General features: G+C 71.3%; 19 protein-coding genes. 15 read left to right on the top strand and 4 right to left on the bottom strand.

The genetic code is table 11. The features are described from left to right. Positions 1 to 96: 96 nt before the first annotated feature. From rpsL to C1708_RS34000, 6 genes are all read left to right on the top strand, one after another. Positions 97 to 468, top strand: coding sequence for a 30S ribosomal protein S12 (rpsL, locus tag C1708_RS13515; RefSeq protein WP_003948652.1), 372 nt, complete (start codon positions 97 to 99; stop codon positions 466 to 468). A 2-nt stretch (positions 469 to 470) separates the two neighbouring features. After that, positions 471 to 941 carry a 30S ribosomal protein S7 gene (rpsG, locus tag C1708_RS13510; protein ID WP_003998848.1) on the top strand — a complete coding sequence of 157 codons (471 nt, stop codon included), beginning with the start codon at positions 471 to 473 and terminating at the stop codon, positions 939 to 941. Positions 942 to 980: 39 nt separating this feature from the next. Next, positions 981 to 3,107, top strand: coding sequence for an elongation factor G (gene fusA / locus C1708_RS13505; RefSeq protein ID WP_106412911.1), 2,127 nt, complete (start codon positions 981 to 983; stop codon positions 3,105 to 3,107). A 170-nt stretch (positions 3,108 to 3,277) separates the two neighbouring features. Beyond that, the gene (tuf, locus tag C1708_RS13500; protein ID WP_106412910.1) at positions 3,278 to 4,471 is read left to right on the top strand and encodes an elongation factor Tu; all 1,194 of its coding nucleotides are present in this window, start codon (positions 3,278 to 3,280) and stop codon (positions 4,469 to 4,471) included. Positions 4,472 to 4,680: 209 nt separating this feature from the next. Continuing rightward, positions 4,681 to 6,102 carry an SWIM zinc finger family protein gene (locus C1708_RS13495; protein ID WP_106416286.1) on the top strand — a complete coding sequence of 474 codons (1,422 nt, stop codon included), beginning with the start codon at positions 4,681 to 4,683 and terminating at the stop codon, positions 6,100 to 6,102. Continuing rightward, positions 6,099 to 8,873: a DUF7824 domain-containing protein gene (locus C1708_RS34000; RefSeq protein WP_157951276.1), complete on the top strand. Its 2,775-nt coding sequence runs from the start codon at positions 6,099 to 6,101 to the stop codon at positions 8,871 to 8,873. The genes C1708_RS13495 and C1708_RS34000 overlap by 4 nt, the downstream gene beginning before the upstream one ends. 52 nt (positions 8,874 to 8,925) lie before the next feature. Here C1708_RS34000 and C1708_RS13485 read toward each other — a convergent pair whose 3' ends face one another. Then, the gene (locus tag C1708_RS13485) at positions 8,926 to 9,513 is read right to left on the bottom strand and encodes a TetR/AcrR family transcriptional regulator (RefSeq protein ID WP_106412909.1); all 588 of its coding nucleotides are present in this window, start codon (positions 9,511 to 9,513) and stop codon (positions 8,926 to 8,928) included. A 173-nt stretch (positions 9,514 to 9,686) separates the two neighbouring features. On the opposite strand from C1708_RS13485, the gene C1708_RS13480 reads away from it, so the two are divergent. The 4 genes from C1708_RS13480 (at position 9,687) to gdhA (ending at position 14,669) form a co-directional block, all read left to right on the top strand. Continuing rightward, positions 9,687 to 10,706, top strand: coding sequence for an aldo/keto reductase (locus C1708_RS13480; protein ID WP_106412908.1), 1,020 nt, complete (start codon positions 9,687 to 9,689; stop codon positions 10,704 to 10,706). Between the two features lie 36 nt (positions 10,707 to 10,742). After that, on the top strand, positions 10,743 to 11,630 hold the full coding sequence (locus C1708_RS13475) for an LLM class flavin-dependent oxidoreductase (protein WP_106412907.1): 888 nt from the start codon (positions 10,743 to 10,745) through the stop codon (positions 11,628 to 11,630). Between the two features lie 135 nt (positions 11,631 to 11,765). Further along, on the top strand, positions 11,766 to 12,944 hold the full coding sequence (locus C1708_RS13470) for an endo-1,4-beta-xylanase (RefSeq protein ID WP_106412906.1): 1,179 nt from the start codon (positions 11,766 to 11,768) through the stop codon (positions 12,942 to 12,944). 366 nt (positions 12,945 to 13,310) lie between these two features. Continuing rightward, positions 13,311 to 14,669 (top strand): NADP-specific glutamate dehydrogenase, encoded by a 1,359-nt coding sequence (gene gdhA, locus C1708_RS13465; protein WP_198602493.1) that lies wholly within the window; start codon positions 13,311 to 13,313, stop codon positions 14,667 to 14,669. A gap of 73 nt (positions 14,670 to 14,742) precedes the next feature. Here the strand turns inward: gdhA and C1708_RS13460 are convergent, their stop codons facing one another. Further along, positions 14,743 to 15,501, bottom strand: coding sequence for a YqjF family protein (locus C1708_RS13460; RefSeq protein WP_106412905.1), 759 nt, complete (start codon positions 15,499 to 15,501; stop codon positions 14,743 to 14,745). 127 nt (positions 15,502 to 15,628) lie between these two features. On the opposite strand from C1708_RS13460, the gene C1708_RS13455 reads away from it, so the two are divergent. From C1708_RS13455 to C1708_RS33995, 3 genes are all read left to right on the top strand, one after another. Beyond that, positions 15,629 to 15,961: a cupin domain-containing protein gene (locus C1708_RS13455; RefSeq protein ID WP_106412904.1), complete on the top strand. Its 333-nt coding sequence runs from the start codon at positions 15,629 to 15,631 to the stop codon at positions 15,959 to 15,961. A 138-nt stretch (positions 15,962 to 16,099) separates the two neighbouring features. After that, a complete protein-coding gene (locus C1708_RS13450) occupies positions 16,100 to 16,753 on the top strand; it encodes a hypothetical protein (RefSeq protein WP_106412903.1) in 654 nt (217 codons plus the stop codon). A 180-nt stretch (positions 16,754 to 16,933) separates the two neighbouring features. Next, positions 16,934 to 17,077: a hypothetical protein gene (locus C1708_RS33995; protein WP_157951275.1), complete on the top strand. Its 144-nt coding sequence runs from the start codon at positions 16,934 to 16,936 to the stop codon at positions 17,075 to 17,077. Positions 17,078 to 17,090: 13 nt separating this feature from the next. Here the strand turns inward: C1708_RS33995 and C1708_RS13445 are convergent, their stop codons facing one another. Then, positions 17,091 to 17,540, bottom strand: a complete 450-nt coding sequence (locus C1708_RS13445; RefSeq protein ID WP_106412902.1) for an ATP-binding protein — start codon at positions 17,538 to 17,540, stop codon at positions 17,091 to 17,093. A gap of 143 nt (positions 17,541 to 17,683) precedes the next feature. Here C1708_RS13445 and C1708_RS13440 point away from each other — a divergent pair, with 143 nt between their 5' ends. Together C1708_RS13440 and C1708_RS13435 are read left to right on the top strand one after the other, a co-directional pair. Next, a complete protein-coding gene (locus C1708_RS13440) occupies positions 17,684 to 18,529 on the top strand; it encodes a helix-turn-helix domain-containing protein (protein ID WP_106412901.1) in 846 nt (281 codons plus the stop codon). Beyond that, positions 18,526 to 18,714 (top strand): DUF397 domain-containing protein, encoded by a 189-nt coding sequence (locus C1708_RS13435; RefSeq protein ID WP_106412900.1) that lies wholly within the window; start codon positions 18,526 to 18,528, stop codon positions 18,712 to 18,714. The genes C1708_RS13440 and C1708_RS13435 overlap by 4 nt, the downstream gene beginning before the upstream one ends. 113 nt (positions 18,715 to 18,827) lie before the next feature. Here C1708_RS13435 and C1708_RS13430 read toward each other — a convergent pair whose 3' ends face one another. Then, positions 18,828 to 19,388: a hypothetical protein gene (locus tag C1708_RS13430; protein ID WP_241911244.1), complete on the bottom strand. Its 561-nt coding sequence runs from the start codon at positions 19,386 to 19,388 to the stop codon at positions 18,828 to 18,830. Between the last annotated feature and the right edge of the window lie 148 nt (positions 19,389 to 19,536).

The raw sequence follows: 19,536 nt of genomic DNA, 5'->3' as shown, positions 1-19,536 counted from the left end.
GCGGCGGGAGTCCGCCGGATTCGACACACCCGACCGCGTGGGTCGGAGATGTTCCAGGTTAGCTGTACCCATCGGCACACAGAAACCGGAGAAGTAGTGCCTACGATCCAGCAGCTGGTCCGCAAGGGCCGGCAGGACAAGGTCGAGAAGAACAAGACGCCCGCACTCGAGGGTTCCCCTCAGCGCCGTGGCGTCTGCACGCGTGTGTTCACGACCACCCCGAAGAAGCCGAACTCGGCCCTGCGTAAGGTCGCGCGTGTGCGTCTGACCAGCGGGATCGAGGTCACCGCCTACATTCCGGGTGAGGGACACAACCTGCAGGAGCACTCGATCGTGCTCGTGCGCGGCGGCCGTGTGAAGGACCTGCCGGGTGTTCGCTACAAGATCATCCGCGGCTCGCTCGACACCCAGGGTGTCAAGAACCGCAAGCAGGCTCGCAGCCGTTACGGCGCCAAGAAGGAGAAGTAAGAATGCCTCGTAAGGGCCCCGCCCCGAAGCGCCCGGTCATCATCGACCCGGTCTACGGTTCTCCTCTGGTGACCTCCCTGATCAACAAGGTGCTGCTGAACGGCAAGCGCTCCACCGCCGAGCGCATCGTCTACGGCGCCATGGAGGGCCTGCGCGAGAAGACCGGCAACGACCCGGTCATCACGCTGAAGCGCGCTCTCGAGAACATCAAGCCGACCCTCGAGGTCAAGTCCCGCCGTGTCGGTGGCGCCACCTACCAGGTCCCGGTCGAGGTCAAGCCCGGCCGTGCCAACACGCTGGCGCTGCGCTGGCTGGTCGGTTACTCCCGCGCCCGTCGCGAGAAGACCATGACCGAGCGTCTGCTCAACGAGCTCCTCGACGCCAGCAACGGCCTCGGCGCCGCTGTGAAGAAGCGCGAGGACACGCACAAGATGGCCGAGTCCAACAAGGCCTTCGCGCACTACCGCTGGTAGTCGCAGACCCCATCGAGACCGAGAGAAGACTGAAGCCTTATGGCTACCACTTCGCTTGACCTGGCCAGGGTCCGCAACATCGGGATCATGGCCCACATCGACGCGGGCAAGACGACGACCACCGAGCGGATCCTGTTCTACACCGGCGTCTCCTACAAGATCGGTGAGGTCCACGAGGGCGCTGCCACCATGGACTGGATGGAGCAGGAGCAGGAGCGTGGCATCACGATCACCTCTGCTGCCACCACCTGTCACTGGCCGCTGGAAGACGTCGACCACACCATCAACATCATCGACACGCCGGGCCACGTCGACTTCACCGTCGAGGTGGAGCGTTCCCTGCGCGTGCTCGACGGTGCCGTGACGGTGTTCGACGGCGTCGCCGGCGTCGAGCCCCAGTCCGAGACGGTGTGGCGTCAGGCCGACCGCTACGGCGTTCCGCGCATCTGCTTCGTCAACAAGCTCGACCGCACCGGTGCGGACTTCCTCCGCTGCGTCGGCATGATCTCCGACCGTCTGGGCGCGCAGCCGCTGGTCATGCAGCTGCCGATCGGCGCCGAGGCCGACTTCAAGGGCGTCGTCGACCTCGTGAAGATGAAGGCCCTGGTCTGGTCCGCCGAGGCGACCAAGGGCGAGATGTACGACACCGTCGACATCCCCGAGGACCTCGCCGAGCTCGCCGAGGAGTACCGCGGCAAGCTGCTCGAGGCCGTCGCGGAGAACGACGAGGAGCTGATGGAGCTGTACCTCGAGGGCACCGAGCCCTCCGAGGAGCAGCTGTACGCGGCGGTCCGCCGCATCACCATCGCCTCCGGCAAGGGCGACGGCACCACCGTCACCCCCGTGTTCTGCGGCACCGCGTTCAAGAACAAGGGCGTGCAGCCCCTGCTCGACTCCGTCGTGCGCTACCTGCCCTCCCCGCTGGACGTCGAGGCCATCGAGGGCCACGACCCCAAGGACGCGGAGAAGGCCGTCTCGCGCAAGCCGTCGGACGAGGAGCCCCTCGCCGCGCTCGCGTTCAAGATCATGAGCGACCCGCACCTCGGCAAGCTCACCTTCGTCCGCGTGTACTCCGGCCGCATGGACTCCGGCACCCAGGTGCTGAACTCCGTGAAGGGCAAGAAGGAGCGCATCGGCAAGATCTACCGCATGCACGCCAACAAGCGTGAGGAGATCGAGTCGGTGGGCGCCGGCGACATCGTCGCGGTCATGGGCCTGAAGCAGACCACCACCGGTGAGACGCTGTCCGACGACAAGAACCCGGTCATCCTGGAGTCCATGGACTTCCCGGCGCCGGTCATCCAGGTCGCCATCGAGCCCAAGTCGAAGGGCGACCAGGAGAAGCTCGGCGTCGCGATCCAGCGGCTCGCCGAGGAGGACCCGTCGTTCCAGGTCCACTCGGACGAGGAGACCGGCCAGACCATCATCGGCGGTATGGGCGAGCTGCACCTCGAGGTGCTGGTCGACCGCATGCGCCGTGAGTTCAAGGTCGAGGCCAACGTCGGCAAGCCTCAGGTCGCGTACCGTGAGACGATCCGCAAGTCGGTCGAGAAGGTCGAGTACACCCACAAGAAGCAGACGGGTGGTACCGGCCAGTTCGCTCGCGTGATCATCGCGATCGAGCCGATCGAGGGCGGCGACGCCTCCTACGAGTTCGTCAACAAGGTGACCGGTGGCCGTGTGCCGAAGGAGTACATCCCTTCGGTGGACGCCGGTGCGCAGGAGGCCATGCAGTTCGGCATCCTCGCCGGCTACGAGATGACCGGTGTCCGCGTGACGCTGCTCGACGGCGCCTACCACGAGGTCGACTCGTCCGAGCTCGCGTTCAAGATCGCCGGCTCGCAGGCCTTCAAGGAGGCCGCGCGCAAGGCTTCGCCCGTGCTCCTGGAGCCGATGATGGCCGTCGAGGTCACCACGCCCGAGGACTACATGGGTGACGTCATCGGCGACATCAACTCCCGCCGTGGCCAGATCCAGGCCATGGAGGAGCGGGCCGGTGCCCGCGTCGTGAAGGGCCTCGTGCCCCTCTCGGAGATGTTCGGCTACGTCGGAGACCTGCGCAGCAAGACGTCCGGCCGTGCCAGCTACTCCATGCAGTTCGACTCCTACGCCGAGGTTCCGCGGAACGTCGCCGAGGAGATCATCGCGAAGGCCAAGGGCGAGTAAGGGGCTCCGTTTAACGGACTCCGTACCAACGCTTTAGGCTTGACCCCGGAGCCTGCAAGCGGGCATTCCGCCGCCACCCTGGCGGAATGCCCCGGGCCCGGGTTTCCCAGCAAAGATCACCTGGCGCCGATGAAGTAAGGCGTACAGAACCACTCCACAGGAGGACCCCAGTGGCGAAGGCGAAGTTCGAGCGGACTAAGCCGCACGTCAACATCGGCACCATCGGTCACATCGACCACGGTAAGACGACCCTCACGGCCGCCATTACCAAGGTGCTGCACGACGCGTACCCGGACCTGAACGAGGCCTCGGCCTTCGACCAGATCGACAAGGCTCCCGAAGAGCGCCAGCGCGGTATCACGATCTCGATCTCGCACGTCGAGTACCAGACCGAGTCGCGTCACTACGCCCACGTCGACTGCCCCGGTCACGCGGACTACATCAAGAACATGATCACGGGTGCGGCGCAGATGGACGGCGCCATCCTCGTGGTCGCCGCCACGGACGGCCCGATGCCGCAGACCAAGGAGCACGTGCTCCTGGCCCGCCAGGTCGGCGTCCCCTACATCGTCGTCGCCCTGAACAAGGCCGACATGGTCGACGACGAGGAGATCCTGGAGCTCGTCGAGCTCGAGGTGCGCGAGCTCCTCTCCGAGTACGAGTTCCCGGGCGACGACGTTCCGGTCGTCAAGGTCTCCGCTCTGAAGGCCCTCGAGGGCGACGAGGAGTGGGGCAAGTCCGTCCTCGAGCTGATGAAGGCCGTGGACGAGTCCATCCCGGAGCCCGAGCGTGACGTCGACAAGCCGTTCCTGATGCCGATCGAGGACGTCTTCACCATCACCGGTCGCGGTACGGTCGTCACCGGCCGCATCGAGCGTGGTGTCCTCAAGGTCAACGAGACCGTCGACATCATCGGCATCAAGACCGAGAAGACCACCACCACGGTCACCGGCATCGAGATGTTCCGCAAGCTGCTCGACGAGGGCCAGGCCGGTGAGAACGTCGGTCTGCTGCTCCGCGGCATCAAGCGCGAGGACGTCGAGCGCGGCCAGGTCATCATCAAGCCGGGCTCGGTCACCCCGCACACCGAGTTCGAGGCCCAGGCCTACATCCTGTCGAAGGACGAGGGTGGCCGTCACACCCCCTTCTTCAACAACTACCGCCCGCAGTTCTACTTCCGTACGACGGACGTGACCGGCGTCGTGACCCTCCCCGAGGGCACCGAGATGGTCATGCCGGGTGACAACACCGAGATGAAGGTGGAGCTCATCCAGCCCGTCGCCATGGAGGAGGGCCTGAAGTTCGCCATCCGTGAGGGTGGCCGGACCGTGGGCGCCGGCCAGGTCACCAAGATCGTCAAGTGACGATCTGACCTGGTAGCTCCTGCCGCGAGCACCTGAAGGGGCCCGCACGACCTCGGTCGTGCGGGCCCTTTCGTCACGCGGGCGCCATCCTCCGGGAGGGCGGAGGCCGCGGACCCGTGCGGTGGACGCCGAGCCGCCCGCTTCGTTCAAGGCGCGGGGCGGACGATGTCGGTGTCCGGCCGTAGCCTGCGGGCGTGAGTACAGCACTGATCCAGTCCTATGCCTATGCGGCCGCTTCCGCGCTGCGGGAATCCGCCGCCGGCCGCAGCCTCGCCCTGGAAACCTCGGGCGGCGCCACACCCGGCGGTGAGCAGGACCGCCCCCGCCTCTTCGACGGCTTCCTGACCGCCCCGGCGGCCGCGGCCGCGGCGCTGCTCGCGGTCGCGGACGTCGCGGCCACCCGCTACCACCACCCCGGCTCCGCCGCCTCGCTCGACCCGGTGGTCACCGCCAACGGCGACCGGTTACGGATGGAGTCCTTCTCCGGCTGCTGCGGCGTCTACGCGCGCCTCGACATCCTCGCCCCCGGCCTCGACGGGGACGACGTCGGACACGGCACCACCAACGTCGACGTCAACGTCCCGCTGCGTCAGGCGCTCGCCAAACTCGGCGGTCTCGACCCGCTCCACCTGAGGGTGGGCCCCGAAGGAATGGAGGCGACCACCTTCGAGGGCCGTTTCGTGGAGAAGAAGGTCCCCCTCCCGCAGCGCTGGCTGCGCGGCTTCGCCGAGGCCCAGGTCCTCGCGGCCGGCTTCGCGCCGCGCGCCGAGGTACCGCCCGCACAGGCGGCCGCCGTCCTGCGCTCCCTGCCACGCCTCACCCGCGGCTCCGGCGCCCGCACCACGCGCTGGGTGGTGCCCGCCGGGCGCACCCTGCGGCCGGTGAGCAGGCCGGCGCCCGGCGCGGTGTGCCTGCCCGGCGCCGAGCGCCTGACCGGCCTGATACCCGTGCTGCGGCACGCGACCGGCGTGCGGCTCCACGCTCCCGACACCGCCGCGGGCGCGGCCACGGCCGTCGCCTGGGAGGTCGGGCTGCCCGGCATGCGGCTGACGCTGCTGCTCTCGCCGAGCGCCTCGCGCGGCTTCTCCGGCGAGGGCGGCGTCCTCGACGACCTCGCCACCGGGCCCGCGGCGCGCGACGCCGAGCGGGTGGCGGAACTCCTCGCCTGGGAGCCGACGCTGGACATCGCCGTACTGGCCGCCCAGGCCGGCCTCGCGCCCGAACGGGTCCGCGCGGCGCTCACGGTGCTCGGGACCTCGGGGCAGATCGGCTACGACCTCGCCGAACAGGCGTACTTCCACCGCCACCTGCCCTGGGCGGCCGGTGACGCGGAGGCCCGCAATCCCCGGCTGCGCGGGGCGCGGGCCCTGGTCGCGGAAGGCGCCGTGCGGCTCGACGGAGCGCTCGCGTGGGTCGGGAAGGACGCCCACGCCCACCTGGTCCGCGTGGACGACGCGGGGCGGGCGAGCTGCACCTGCCTGTGGTGGGCGAGGTACCAGGGCGGGCGCGGACCGTGCAAGCACGTGCTCGCGGCGGGCATGGTGCGCGACGCCGGTGCGAGCGGGGCAGCCGCGGCCACCACGGAGACCACAGCCACCACCACCGCGACGACGACGGAGATCACAGCATGAGCGGGGACAGCATGACGAGCCTGGTCCGCCTCGCGGAAGCGGGCGATGTCGAGGGAGTGCTCAAGGCGCTCGCGGCCCTGACCCCGCAGGAGCGCGCGGCACAGGCCGGCGCCCTGGAGGAGCGGCGCGCGAGGATACGAGCCGACTGGGGCGCCTGCTCGGACGAGATGAGGAACGCGCAGATCGCCGCCGAACTCGGCTGCCTGACCGACCCCGAGGCCGCGGCCGACTGTCTCCTGCAGGGCGCCAACGTCTGGGCGTTGTCGACCCGCAGCATCCCGTGGCTCCTCGGCGTCGTGAACCTCCGGCCCGTCGCGTGGCGGGCCGAGCTGGTCACGCGGCTCGCCGAGCGGCTGAGACCCGAGGAGACCGTGAGGTTCGACTTCCTCGAGCATCTTCTGTACGACGCGGGCTGCCCCGTCCCGACCACCGACGGCTTCATCGCGAGCTGGCTGTCGTGGCGCCGCCGGAGCACCGCGCCTCCCCTGCGTCTGCGCGACGGGTTCCTGCCCGGTGACAGCTTCCTGGAGCGGCTGCGCGCGGACGCGCTGACCCCGGTGCTCCTCCCCCTGGCCCTGGACCGGCCGGCGGTCCCCCTCGGCCTCGTGGAGGTGTTCCACTCCGTCCTGAAGCGGCACGGCCTGCGGCATGTGCTGGAGAACACCAACTTCGGCGTGTTCATCCTCCTCTCCACCGAGGACGAGGGCCTGGTCGACCGTGCGGCGCTGATCCGGCGCTTCTTCGCCGCCCACCTGGCCGCCGACCGGGTGTGGTGGCCCGACGCCGCCGTCGCGCTGACGTCACTCGCCCTCACCCCCGAGGAACACGCCTCGGTGTCCCGCGAACGCCTCCTGCTCGCCGAGCCCATGATCGCGTCCCTGCTCCAGGACAGCACGCATCCCCTCACCTTCCTGCAGGCCCTCGCCCTCACCCCGGCCGAGAACGCGCCCCTGCTCCGTGACCACGTCGCGATGCTCGACCTGTCCTCCCAGGTGGCCGCCTACGGTCAGGAGGTCCTCATCGGCCTCGACGAGGCGGGACTCCTCGAGGACGACGTCCTCACCGAGGTCTGCGAGCGCGTCCTGCTCCGCCCGGAGAAGAAACTGGTGCGCGCCCAGCTCGCCTGGCTGGACCGGGCGGCCAAGCGGGACGTCACACGCGCCGGCAGGGTCGTGGCCGGGGCTGCGCTCACCTTCCAGCACTCCGACGTGGGTCTTCAGGAACGCGCTCTCAAGCTGGTGGCCCGTCACCTGCCCGCGGTGGCGGACGAACAGGTGCTGTCCGGCCTGCGCGAGGCCGCCGCCTTCCTCACCCCGGCTCTGACCGCGCGCGCCGGTGAGCTGTTCGGCCCGCCGGGACAGGACACCGCCGGGCCGTCCGCCGGGCCGTCCGCCGGGCCGTCCGACGAGGTGCCGCCCGACTTCCTGCCGGAGGCGCCCGAGCCGGAACCGGTCCGCCCGATCGCCTCGGCCGCCGAGGTCGCCCCCGAGGTCGCGGTGCTGCTCGCCGACAGCGAGAACGTCGTGGCCTTCGAACGCGCCCTCGACGGCCTCGTCCGCCACGCGCGCCTCGACCGCGGCACCCTCTCCAAGGCGCTCGGACCGGTCATGCGCAACCGGCCGGGGTTCGACTGCTGGTGCTGCGGCGCGGACCCGACACAGCTCGACCTGTACGACGTCGCGACCGCGGTGCGCGGCGACGAGCCGAGGGACTGGCACATCCACCGGCGCCGCGAGCTGCTCGAGGCCCGCCGCGCCGAGAGGAGGATCAGCGAGCCGGGCGCCCTGCTCGGGGCGCGGCTCACCGAGGCCATCGAACTGATCGAGTCCGGCGCTCAGCCCTACCTGCTGGCCCTGCCGACCCGCGCCGACGGGGCGGTGGACGCCGCCGCCCTGGTGGAGCGGATCGCCGAGTTCGAGAGCCTGGGCGTCACTCCCGCGCCCGTCGACCTGGCTCAGGCCCTGCTGCGGGTCACCCCCACGGACGACGAGCGCGTGCGGGAGGCGGCGGGCGCACTCCGCTCGGACGCGGGCCGGAGCCTGACGCGGTGGCTGCACCGGGGCGGCGCGCCCCACTGGGACACGACGCCCGACAGGTGGCCGGCCGGAGACCCGACCGGCGCGGCACCCGGCCGGTGGGCCCCCGCGACCCCCCGCACGGGGCACGACCTGCCGCTCCCGCCGGTCGCCGCGGCCCTCCTGGGCCCCTACGGCTGGAGCCCCTCCCGCCCCGGTGTGTTCATGCTCGCGCAGCTGCCGCACCACCGTGACGAGGTGGCCGCATGCTTCGGGGAGGGGACCAACCGCCTGCTGCTCCCGCGGCTGATGGAAGCGAACGGCACCGCGGGCTACGCGACGCACTGGCAGATCACACGGCGGCTCGGCGACCCGAAGGAGGCGGACGCGGCGGTGGACGCCCTGCTGGTCCTCGCCGCACAGGGGCAGTTGGACGCCAGGCTGCTCGCCGGACAGTGGCAGGCACTGACCCGGTACGGGGCGAGCAAGCCCTCCCGGGTCACCGCCGCACTGCGCGCGGCGGCCGAGACCGGCGCCTGGGCGACCGTCTGGTCGGTGCTCGAAGCCGCCCTGCCCGCCCTGCTGCGCGACACACCGGTCAACGGAGCGGGAGCGCTCCTGGCGCTGGCCGTCGAGTGCGCCGCCTGCTCCGGGGCCAGGGGCTCCGTCCCCGAGGTCGACGAGCTGGCCTCGCGCAAGGGCTCGAGCCAGACCGTGAAGAACGCCAGGCTCCTGCGCGACGTCCTGCGGGGCTGAGACGGCGGGGGCCGCGCCTGCCGCACCGACTGACGCCCGCGGACCGCGGGCGTCAGTCGGTGCGGCGCAGACCGTCGACGAGGAGGGCGGCGAGGCGGCGTGCGTCGTAGTCGGGGTCGGTCTCCGCGCCGATGCAGAGGTTGCCGACCCCGCGCATGAGGGTCAGGGCGGCGATGTCCTCGTGGATCTCCCCGGCCGCCCGCGCGGCGTCGAGCAGCCGGGTGCAGACGGGGACGAGCCGGTCGAGGAAGTACGCGTGCAGGCCCTCGAATCCGGACTGGTCGGAGCGCAGGACGGCGGCCAGGCCGTGCTTGGTGACCAGGAAGTCGACGAACAGGTCGATCCACTGCCGCAGGGCGTCGTGCGGGGTCGGGGCGGAGTTCAGCAGGGCCGGGCCGGCCTCGGCGCACGCCTCGACCTGGTGCCGGTAGACGGCGATGATCAGGTCCGCCCGGGTGGGGAAGTGCCGGTAGAGGGTGCCCAGGCCGACCCCGGCCCGGGAGGCGATGTCGCGCACCGGGGCGTCCACGCCGGACGTGACGAAGACCGCGGCGGCCGCCTCCAGCAGCGTCTCCTTGTTGCGCCGTGCGTCCTTGCGCCGCGACGCGGTGTCGCCCGCGTCGCCGTCCTTCTGGTTCACCGTGTCCGTTCCTCCGCCTCGCGCATGCCTCCGCATGGTCTCACGCACGCCCGAGAGTGCCTCCGCGTGGCCGAGTTCCCCTTTCCGACTAGCAAAACGGAACGTTGTTCCGTATCGTTGGACGCGTACCGGAACGCTGTTCCGTTTCCCCTTCGCCCTGAGGAGAGACCGTCATGCAGTACCGCACCCTCGGCCGCACCGGCGTCCAGGTCGGCACCCTCGCGCTCGGCGCGATGAACTTCGGCGCCATCGGGCGCACCACGCAGGAGGAGGCCACCGCCATCGTCGACGCGGCCCTGGAGGCCGGCGTCAACCTCATCGACACCGCCGACATGTACGGCGCCGGCGAGTCGGAGGAGATCGTCGGCAAGGCCATCGCCGGCCGCCGTGACGACATCGTGCTGGCCACGAAGGCGACCATGCCGATGGGGGAGGAGCGCAACCACCGCGGCAGCTCACGCCGCTGGATCCACACCGCCCTGGACGACAGCCTGCGCCGCCTCGGCGTCGACCACGTGGACCTCTACCAGATGCACCGCTGGGACCCGGCGACCAGCGACGAGGAGACCTTGTCCGCCCTCACCGACCTGCAGCGCGCGGGCAAGATCCGCTACTTCGGCTCCTCGACCTTCCCCGCGTACCGCATCGTGCAGGCGCAGTGGGCCGCCCGTGAGCACCGGCTGAGCCGCTACGTGACCGAGCAGCCCAGCTACTCGGTCCTGCAGCGCGGCATCGAGGCCCACGTCCTGCCCGTCACGGAGGAGTACGGCATGGGCGTGCTGGCGTGGAGCCCGCTCGCCTCGGGCTGGCTGTCGGGCGCGGTGCGCAAGGGGCGGGACGTCGCCACCCACCGCTCGGCGGTCCTGCCGGAGCGCTTCGACCCCTCGCTCCCCTGCAACCAGGCGCGGTACGACGCCGTCGAGCGGCTGGCCGAGGTCGCCGACGAGGCCGGGCTCACCCTGATCCAGCTGGCGCTCGGATTCGTCAACGCGCACCCCGCCGTGACGGCCGCGCTCATCGGCCCCCGCACGGTGGAGCACCTCCGGTCGCAGCTCGCCGCCGCGGACACCGTGCTGTCGGCCGACGTCCTCGACGCGGTCGACGAGATCGTCGCCCCCGGGACCGACCTGGCTCCCGGCGAGAAGTTCGACACCCCGCCCGCGCTCCTCGACGCGTCCCTGCGCCGTCGCTGACCACCCGCCGTCCGGCCGGAGGGGAGTCACCGGCCCATGTCCCCCGCGCCCCGGCCCGCCCGGCCCGTCTTCGGCATCATGACCCCGCCCTCGCAGGCCGGCTACGACGACCTCGTCCGCGTCTGGCGCGAGGCGGACGGGGTGCCCGAGATCGAGCACGCCTGGCTGTACGACCACCTCATGCCCGTCTTCGGCGACCCCGGCGGGCCGACGTTCGAGGGCTGGACGCCGCTGGCGGCCCTCGCGGCGCGGACGCGGCGGATGCGGCTGGGCGTGATGGTCACCGGCAACCGGTTCCGGCCGCCCGCCGTGCTCGCGAAGATCGCGACGACCGTCGACATCGTCTCGGGCGGCCGGCTCGACTTCGGCATAGGCGTCGGCTCGCGCCCGCGTCCGCCCGAGGCGTGGCGCGAGTATGCGGCGCACGGGCTGCCGTTCCAGGAGACGGCGCGGGCGGTGGCGAGCCTCGCCGAGGCCTGCACGCTGATCAAGCGGCTGTGGACGGAGGAGCAGCCCTTCGACTTCCACGGCGAACACCACCGGCTGACGGGGGCGTTCGGCAACCCGAAGCCGGCGCAGCGCCCGCACCCGCCCGTCCTCGTCGGCGGCCGGTCCTCCGCGACGCTGCGCGTGGCCGCCGAGCACGCCGACCTGTGGAACGTCCCGGGCGGAGACCTCGACGACGTGCTGCGCCGCAGCGCCCTGCTCGACCGGTACTGCGCCGGCATCGGCCGCGACCCCGCGTCGCTCGTCCGGTCCCTCCACCTCCCCGTCGACACCGGCCGGCCCGACGCCGTACGGGAGGCGGTGGGGGAGGCGCTGGGCGCGGGGTTCACGCACATCGTGCCCGGACTGCCGGCGCCGTTCCCCGAGGGCATCGCCCGGTGGGTCGCGGAGGAGGTGATCCGTCCGTCGGTGCGGTGAGGCGGCCCGAAGACCCGGTCCGTGCACGGGTATTGACGTGCCGCTCGGCCGGATCGTACCGTCCGGCCATCCCTAATGTTTCGGATGCAACTTCGAAACATTCGAGAACCACACGACGGGAATGAGAGCCCCCGCATGAGACCGTTCCGTTTCGCCACCGTGGCCCTCGCCACCGCAGCACTGGCCCTGCCGCTCCTGGGCGGTTCGGCGTCCGCCGCCCCGTCGGCCGGCCCCAAGCCGCCGCCGCACTCCCACGCCTCGTCCGACCGGCTGCGTGCGGCCGCCCCCGAAGGTTTCGTGATCGGCACCGCCGTGGCGGGCGGCGGCCACCACCTGGAGCAGGACTACCCGGACCCCTTCACGCACGACAAGGAGTACCGGAAGATCCTGGGGCGGGAGTTCAGCTCGGTCTCCCCCGAGAACCAGATGAAGTGGGACCACATCCACCCCGAGCGCGACCGCTACGACTTCGAGCAGGCGGACGAGATCGTCGAGTTCGCCCGCAAGAACCGCCAAGTGGTGCGCGGACACACGCTGTTGTGGCACAGCCAGAACCCCGCGTGGCTGGAGGAGGGCGACTTCACCAAGGCGGAGCTGCGGGGCATCCTGCGTGAGCACATCACCACGGTGGTCGGCCGGTACAAGGGCAGGATCCAGCAGTGGGACGTGGCGAACGAGATCTTCGACGACCAGGGCGGCCTGCGCACCCAGGACAACATCTGGATCCGTGAACTCGGCCCGGGCATCGTCGCGGACGCGTTCCGCTGGGCCCACAAGGCCGACCCCGGGGCGAAGCTGTTCTTCAACGACTACAACGTCGAGAGCGTCAGCGCGAAGAGCGACGCCTACTACGCCCTGGTGAAGGACCTGCTCGAGCAGCGCGTGCCGGTGCACGGCTTCTCCGTGCAGGGCCACCTGAGCACGCGGTACGGCTTCCCCGGCGACCTCGCCGACAACCTGCGCCGCTTCGACGCCCTCGGCCTGGAGACCGCGGTCACCGAGCTGGACGTCCGCATGGACGTGCCGGCGGGCGGCACGCCCACCGCGGCGCAGGAGAAGCAGCAGGCGGACTACTACCGGCGGATGCTCCAGGCGTGCCTGGAGGTGGACGGCTGCAACTCGTTCACCATCTGGGGCTTCACCGACAAGTACTCGTGGGTCCCGGTGTTCTTCGAGGGTGAGGGCTGGGCGACGGTCATGACCGACGCCTTCGTGCGCAAGCCGGCGTACCACGCCCTGCGCGACACCCTGAAGGACGCCCGCCACGACGACTGCGGGAGGGACCCGAAGGGCCCCGGGCACCGCAAGCACTGAGGCGTCGCACGCACCGCCCCGGCCCGGCTGCCCGTCACCGGTCCGGGGCGGCGGTGTGTGCGGTGCGCGCACGACACGGAGGGGCACGGTACGGGGGTGGACGGCGAGGCTGCGGGGTTCGGGGAGGCGGACGAGGCGGGCGTCTGCACCCTGCACACCGTGTCCAGATAGCGGACAATCAGACCCACCTCTTGGTATCCGCTTAACACAGGAGTAACACTGGAAGGGTCGGCTGACCTGTCGTATACGAACGGGCGGCCGCTGTCCCGCGCGCGGCAACGGCGCCGAGCGCTCCTCACCGGTTCCCCGCCATGGTGTCCCGTGCGCCCTGTGAACCGGTTGCCAGCCGTGCCAGAAAGGGACCCCGTGACCTCACGCCCCGATCCCAAGATCTCGCTCGACCAGCTCCGCGCCGAGGTGGAGCGCCGCAACCCGGCGGAGCCGGAGTTCCACCAGGCCGCCCGTGAGGTGCTGGAGACGCTCGCCCCCGTGCTCGCCGCCCGGCCGGAGTACGCCGACCCGGGCCTCGTCGAGCGGCTCGTCGAGCCCGAGCGGCAGATCATCTTCCGGGTGCCGTGGACGGACGACAACGGGCGCGTGCACGTCAACCGGGGCTTCCGCGTCGAGTTCAACAGCGCCCTCGGCCCGTACAAGGGCGGCCTGCGCTTCCACCCCTCGGTGAACCTCGGGATCATCAAGTTCCTCGGCTTCGAGCAGATCTTCAAGAACGCGCTCACCGGGCTCGGCATCGGCGGCGGCAAGGGCGGCAGCGACTTCGACCCGCAGGGCCGCAGCGACGCGGAGGTCATGCGCTTCTGCCAGTCGTTCATGACCGAGCTGTACCGGCACATCGGCGAGTACACCGACATCCCCGCCGGTGACATCGGCGTCGGCGCGCGGGAGATCGGGTACCTCTTCGGCCAGTACCGGCGCATCACCAACCGCTGGGAGGGCGGCGTCCTCACCGGCAAGAGCGCCGGCTGGGGCGGCTCGCTCATCCGCCCGGAGGCGACCGGCTACGGCAACGTGCTGTTCGCCGAGGCCATGCTGCGCGCCCGCGGCGAGGACCTGGAGGGGCAGACCGCGGTGGTCTCCGGCTCCGGCAACGTCGCGATCTACACCATCCAGAAGCTCGCCGACCTCGGCGCCAACCCGGTCACCTGCTCCGACTCCAGCGGCTACGTCGTCGACGACAAGGGCATCGACCTGGGGCTGCTGCGCCAGATCAAGGAGGTCGAGCGCGGCCGGGTGAGCGACTACGCGGAGCGCCGGGGCTCCTCCGCGCGGTTCGTGCCGGGCGGGAGCGTCTGGGAGGTCCCGGCGGACGTCGCCCTGCCGTCGGCCACCCAGAATGAGCTGAACGCCGTGGACGCCGACGCCCTCATCCGCAACGGCGTGAAGGCGGTCTCCGAGGGCGCGAACATGCCGACCACGCCGGAGGCCGTGCAGCTCTTCCAGCGGGCCGGCGTCGCCTTCGGCCCCGGCAAGGCGGCGAACGCGGGCGGTGTCGCGGTCAGCGCGCTGGAGATGACGCAGAACGCGTCGCGCACCAGCTGGAAAGCCGACCAGGTCGAGGCCGAGCTGGCCCGCATCATGACCGACATCCACACCACCTGCGCGGAGACCGCCGAGCGCTACGGCGCCCCCGGCGACTACGTGACCGGCGCGAACATCGCCGGCTTCGAGCGGGTGGCGGACGCGATGCTGGCGCAGGGCGTCATCTGACGCGTACGCGAGACGACCGCGGGGCCGGGGGCGCGCTGCCCTCGGCCCCACGCGCGTTCGGCCCCGCCCGCTGTTACGGCGTGGGGATGCCCCCCGGACGGGCCGGGAGGCCGAAGCGGGCGGGGACGCCCGGCGAGTACAGCACGCTCACCGGCGCTCCGGCCGGCGCCGGCAGCCCGGCCGCCGCGACCAGGTCCTCCTCGCACTCCAGCAGCTCGGCCCGGTACAGCGGCCAGCGGGGATGGGCGTTCGGCAGGTACATCGGCCGTCCGAAGAACGCGCTGTGCATGCCCCAGCGGGCGGTGAGGAACTGCTCCAGCTCCGTCGGCTCGGCGATCGCCCCGCCGCGGCGCACGGTGAGCCGCGTACCCGCGCCGCGCGGCCCCGGCCAGCGCCGGGACGCGGTGTACGTGACGGTGCGGTCGTCGACGTGCCGGACGCGCATCCGGGACCAGACGTACGGCATCCCGAAGCCGAGGCGCCCCACCAGCACCGGAACCAGCCGGGAGGCGTCCAGGGAGAGGAACACCACCCCGCGCCGCCCGTGGTCGTCCACCGAGTACAGGCGGACGTTCGTCTCCGGGAAGTTCCCCAGGTACGGGACGCCCGGCAGCCGCAGCCACCCCACCCGGTGCATCCGGAACGCGACGAGACCGACGTACGTGACCCCGTCGAGGGTGTCGGGCACGGCGCCCGGCGGCAGCAGCCCCGCCACGTCGGCCGGGTCCACCGCCCAGTGCGCGAACGTCAGGTCGAGCCAGGACTGGGTGAGCAGCGGACGCGCGATCGCCTCGGGCGGGTCGGGCGTCACGGGCTGGGGTGTCGACGGCACGGCGCCAGTATCGCGGAGGGCGCGGTACGGCCGTACGGCCGTACGCCCGCCCGTGCGGGCGTGTGCCCCGTCGGCGTACCCCACATGGCCCTGCCACCGCCCGCAGGGCTCGGCGACCCTGGACGGTATGCAGAAGCTTTCGCTCGACGCCCTCGTCCGCACCCACCTGGAACAGGCCGCCACCGCCTCCAGCGGCCGCAGCGCCACCACCGTCCACGGCGGCCACGAGCACACCCTGCGCCAGACCCTGCTGGCGCTGACCGCCGGCACGAGCCTCGCGGAGCACGACAGCCCCGGCGAGGCCACCCTGCTCGTCCTGCGCGGCCGCGTCCGCCTGACCGGCGGCGACGCGGACCGGGAGGGCCGTACCGGCGATCTCCTCGTCATCCCCGACGCCCGCCACGGCCTGGAGGCGCTGGAGGACGCGGCGGTGCTGCTGACGGTCGCCAAGAAGGGCTGACGGCGGCCGGACGCGCGTACGAGCGCGCCCTGGCAGCGGCGTTCGCCGTGTGACGGCCGGGCGGGCCCGGGGCCCGCCCGGGCCCGGTGCGATGGCACGATGTCGGAACGTCATCGACTGAAGGGGGACGCCGGCGTCATGGCCCGATACATGGAAGCGCTGACCGTCGAGCGGGGCGGTTTCCGGATCAAGGTGCCGGAGTCCTGGTGGGAGTTCGACGTACGGCCGGAGTCGCGGGACGACTCGATCCACCGCATGGTGACCGAGCGCCTGCGCGCGCACCCCGAACTCGCCCCGCACCGTGACACGTTCGTCTCCTTCCTGCGCAAGGCGGCGGCGGACGCCTGGAAGTCCGGCGCCCTGTACTGCGGGTGCATGGCGGAGAGCTTCGGGGGCGACACCCCGATCACCGGCTCGGTGACGGTGTCGCTGGTCGGCGGCCGCACCGGCAAGGGCGACCCGCTCCCCACCGACCCGGAGGCGATCGCCGCCCAGCTCGCGGTCAAGGAGGCGAAGCGGGAGGGCGACTCCTGGCGCAAGGTGACGACGGTCGACATCCCGGGCGTCGGCCCGGCGGCCCGGACGTACGGCATCGAGGACGTGCCGGTACCGGGCGACGAGCTCGGCCGCACGATCCGGGCGGTGCTGATGCAGACGTTCATCCCGGTGCCGGGGCAGGAGGGCAAGGTCGCCCTGGTCGCGGGCAGCAGCCAGGTCCTGGACCTGGCGGAGTCCTTCTTCGACATCTTCGACGCGATCACGTCGACGTTCCGGTTCGTGGACCGACCGTGATCGTGGTCCACCGGTTGCCGGGCGGGCCGCTGGACGAGGCCGCCGCGCGGTGGGACACCGACAGGCACGTCCTCGCCCGGGGAGCGGGGCCGGTTCTCGACGCCGCGCGGGTCGGCACCGAGCAGATGCCGGCCAATGCGGCGGGGCACGGCCCGAGAGGCATGGGCGCCATCGTCGGACGTGCCGCACGCCGTACGACAGCAGCTGGGCACCGGCGACCTGAGCATCGTCTCCGAGCGGGGCCTGTACGCGGACCGGGCGAGGGCCGAGGTCCGCATCTGGACGCTGGAGACCACGATGGGGACGTGGACCGAGCTGCCCTGAGCCGCGCCGTCCGCTACCACCGGGACGGGGCGGGTAGCTGCCCGGCGGAGCAGGTCCCCACCTCGGCCCAGACGGTCTTGCGCGGGGGCGGGCCGGGGACGACTCCCCAGCGGTCGGCGAGGGCGTCCACGAGCAGCAGGCCGCGGCCGGACTCGGCGTCCTCGGCGGCGGAGTGCTGCGGGCGCGGCAGCCGGTCACCGCGCGTGTCGGTGACCTCGATGCGGAGAGTGTCGCCGACGACGTACAGCAACAGCCGGAAGTCCCGGCCGGGGACGCGGCCGTGGGTGACGGCGTTGGCCGCCAGCTCTCCGACGAGGAGCTCCGCCGGGTGAGATGGCAGTCCCCATGTGCGCAGTTGCTCGGTGGCGAGCAGCCGGGCGAGACGGGCGCCGCGCGGCGTGGAGGACAGCTGGAGGCTGAAGTTGAGGACGGGGCGGCTGATGTGGTTTTCAGGGGCACGCACGTCTTGATTCACGTCACTCAGCGTGGCCGACCCTGCTTCCGTAGGTGAGTGACAACGCCCGCACGTACCGTCACTGTCCCGGCTTTTGTCTCGGCTGTCTCGGCTGTCCCGGGCGACGAGTACGCGCCGAAGGAGGAGCAGCCGTGGACGAGGGTGTCGACGAGGCGGGCTGGGACGTCGAGCCGGGCGACGAGATCGAGCCGGTGGTGCAGGCGGTGGGCCGTCTGCTCAGGGTCTGCCGGGAGTCCGCCGGGATGAGCGTGTCCGAGCTGGCGGACGCCCTCGGGTACGGCGAGGACATGATCCGCAAGATCGAACGCGGGGCCCGCATCCCCCGCCCGGAGTGCCTGGACCGGGCGGACCAGATCCTGAAGGCGCAGGGGCATCTGCGGGCCTTCATGGAGGACATGCGCAAGGCGCGGTATCCGAAGAAGGTGCGGCAACTGGCTGAGCTGGAGCAACGGTCGGTGGAGATGCTGCTGTACAGCAACCACAACATCCATGGGCTGTTGCAGACGGAGGAGTACGCGCGCACGTTGTTCGAGATGACGCAGCCCGCGCTCACCGACGACGTTGTCGAGCGGGAGACCGCCGCCCGTGTGATGAGGCAGGCCGTTCTCAGGAGGGAGGTCGCCCCTACGCTCAGCTTCGTCCAGGAACAAGTGACGCTCGAACGCCCCTATGGTGGGAAGACGGTGCTGCGCCGACAGCTGGAACACATCCTGGAAGTGGCGCAGTTGAGGAACGTAACGCTTCAGGTCATGCCGACCGATCGGCAGGAACACGCGGGATCGCAAGGCCTGATCGAGGTGCTGAAGTTCGCCGACGGCACGGCGGTGGGACGTTCCGACGGCGCGTTCAACGGCCGCCCGGTGTCTAGCCCCAAGGACCTCCGGATCCTTGAATTGCGCTATGGCATGATCCGGGCGCAGGCTCTCACGCCGAGGGAGTCGCAGGCCTTCATCGAGCGATTGCTGGGGAGACTATGAGCACTGCGGAACTCCACTGGTTCAAGAGCAGCTACAGCAGCAGCGGCGAGCCCGGCGACTGCATCGAAGTCGCCCCCACCCCCACCACCGTCCACGTCCGCGACTCCAAGAACGCATCCGGCCCGCGGCTCGCGCTCACCCCGGAGGCGTGGGCGGACTTCGTGACCTACGCGTCACAGAGCTGACCTTTCGACGGCCGCACCCCACGCGAAGCCGAAGCCTCGCGTGGGGTGTTCCGCGCCGGTGACGGACCAGCCGTTGGGGGCCCGCACGCACCCCTCTGTGTGATGCCCGTGCCTCACTGCGTGACGGTGGCGCCGGTGTGCCGAGGCGCGGGAATCGTCCCGTCGCCGACCGGCTCCGCCACCGCGTCGCCGTGGTGGCGGACCAGGTAGTCCATGGCGTGCTCGGTGGAGGGCTGGTACTCCAGCTGCTCGCTGTGGAAACGCAGGCGTTCCTGGCAGTCCTCGATGATCTCTCCCCGCGTCTTCACCATGATGCGGAAGGTGGGGGCGGAGACCGCGCATCCGGGGACGCGGTCCGCCTGGTGGGCCAGCTGTCGCAGGGCGTTGTCCATGCCGTTGCCGACGAGCCGGAAATTCCACGGCACGGCCTGGTCGCGGAACCGGTCGTCGGACATCACCGCTTCCGCGTAGCTGCTGATCTGGCTGAACTCCGCCATGCCGAGAACGACGCCGGGGCGTTTCAGCTCGACGACCAGGTGCTGGCGCTCCCCCTTCCGGTGCCGTGCGGCGCGGGACAGCATGAGACCGACCCGGCCGGGCCGCCCGTCCTCGCGCAGGACAGGCCCCGGTGCGGGAGCGTCACGGCCGAGCAGCCGGCAGTGCTGGACGAGCACTTCGTGGAGGCTGCGATCACTGGGCGCGGTGGGGGATGCCTGGCGGACCCTGCGACGGAGACGTCCCTGAGGCGGAGCGGGCAGGGCTTTTCGTCCAATTGCCGTGCTGTGTAGGTTCACTTGTGCATACGAGCGTTGACGATGTGCG

The sequence above is a fragment of the Streptomyces sp. DH-12 genome, from assembly GCF_002899455.1.
Taxonomy (GTDB): domain Bacteria; phylum Actinomycetota; class Actinomycetes; order Streptomycetales; family Streptomycetaceae; genus Streptomyces.
This window is presented reverse-complemented; position numbering and strand designations above follow the sequence as displayed.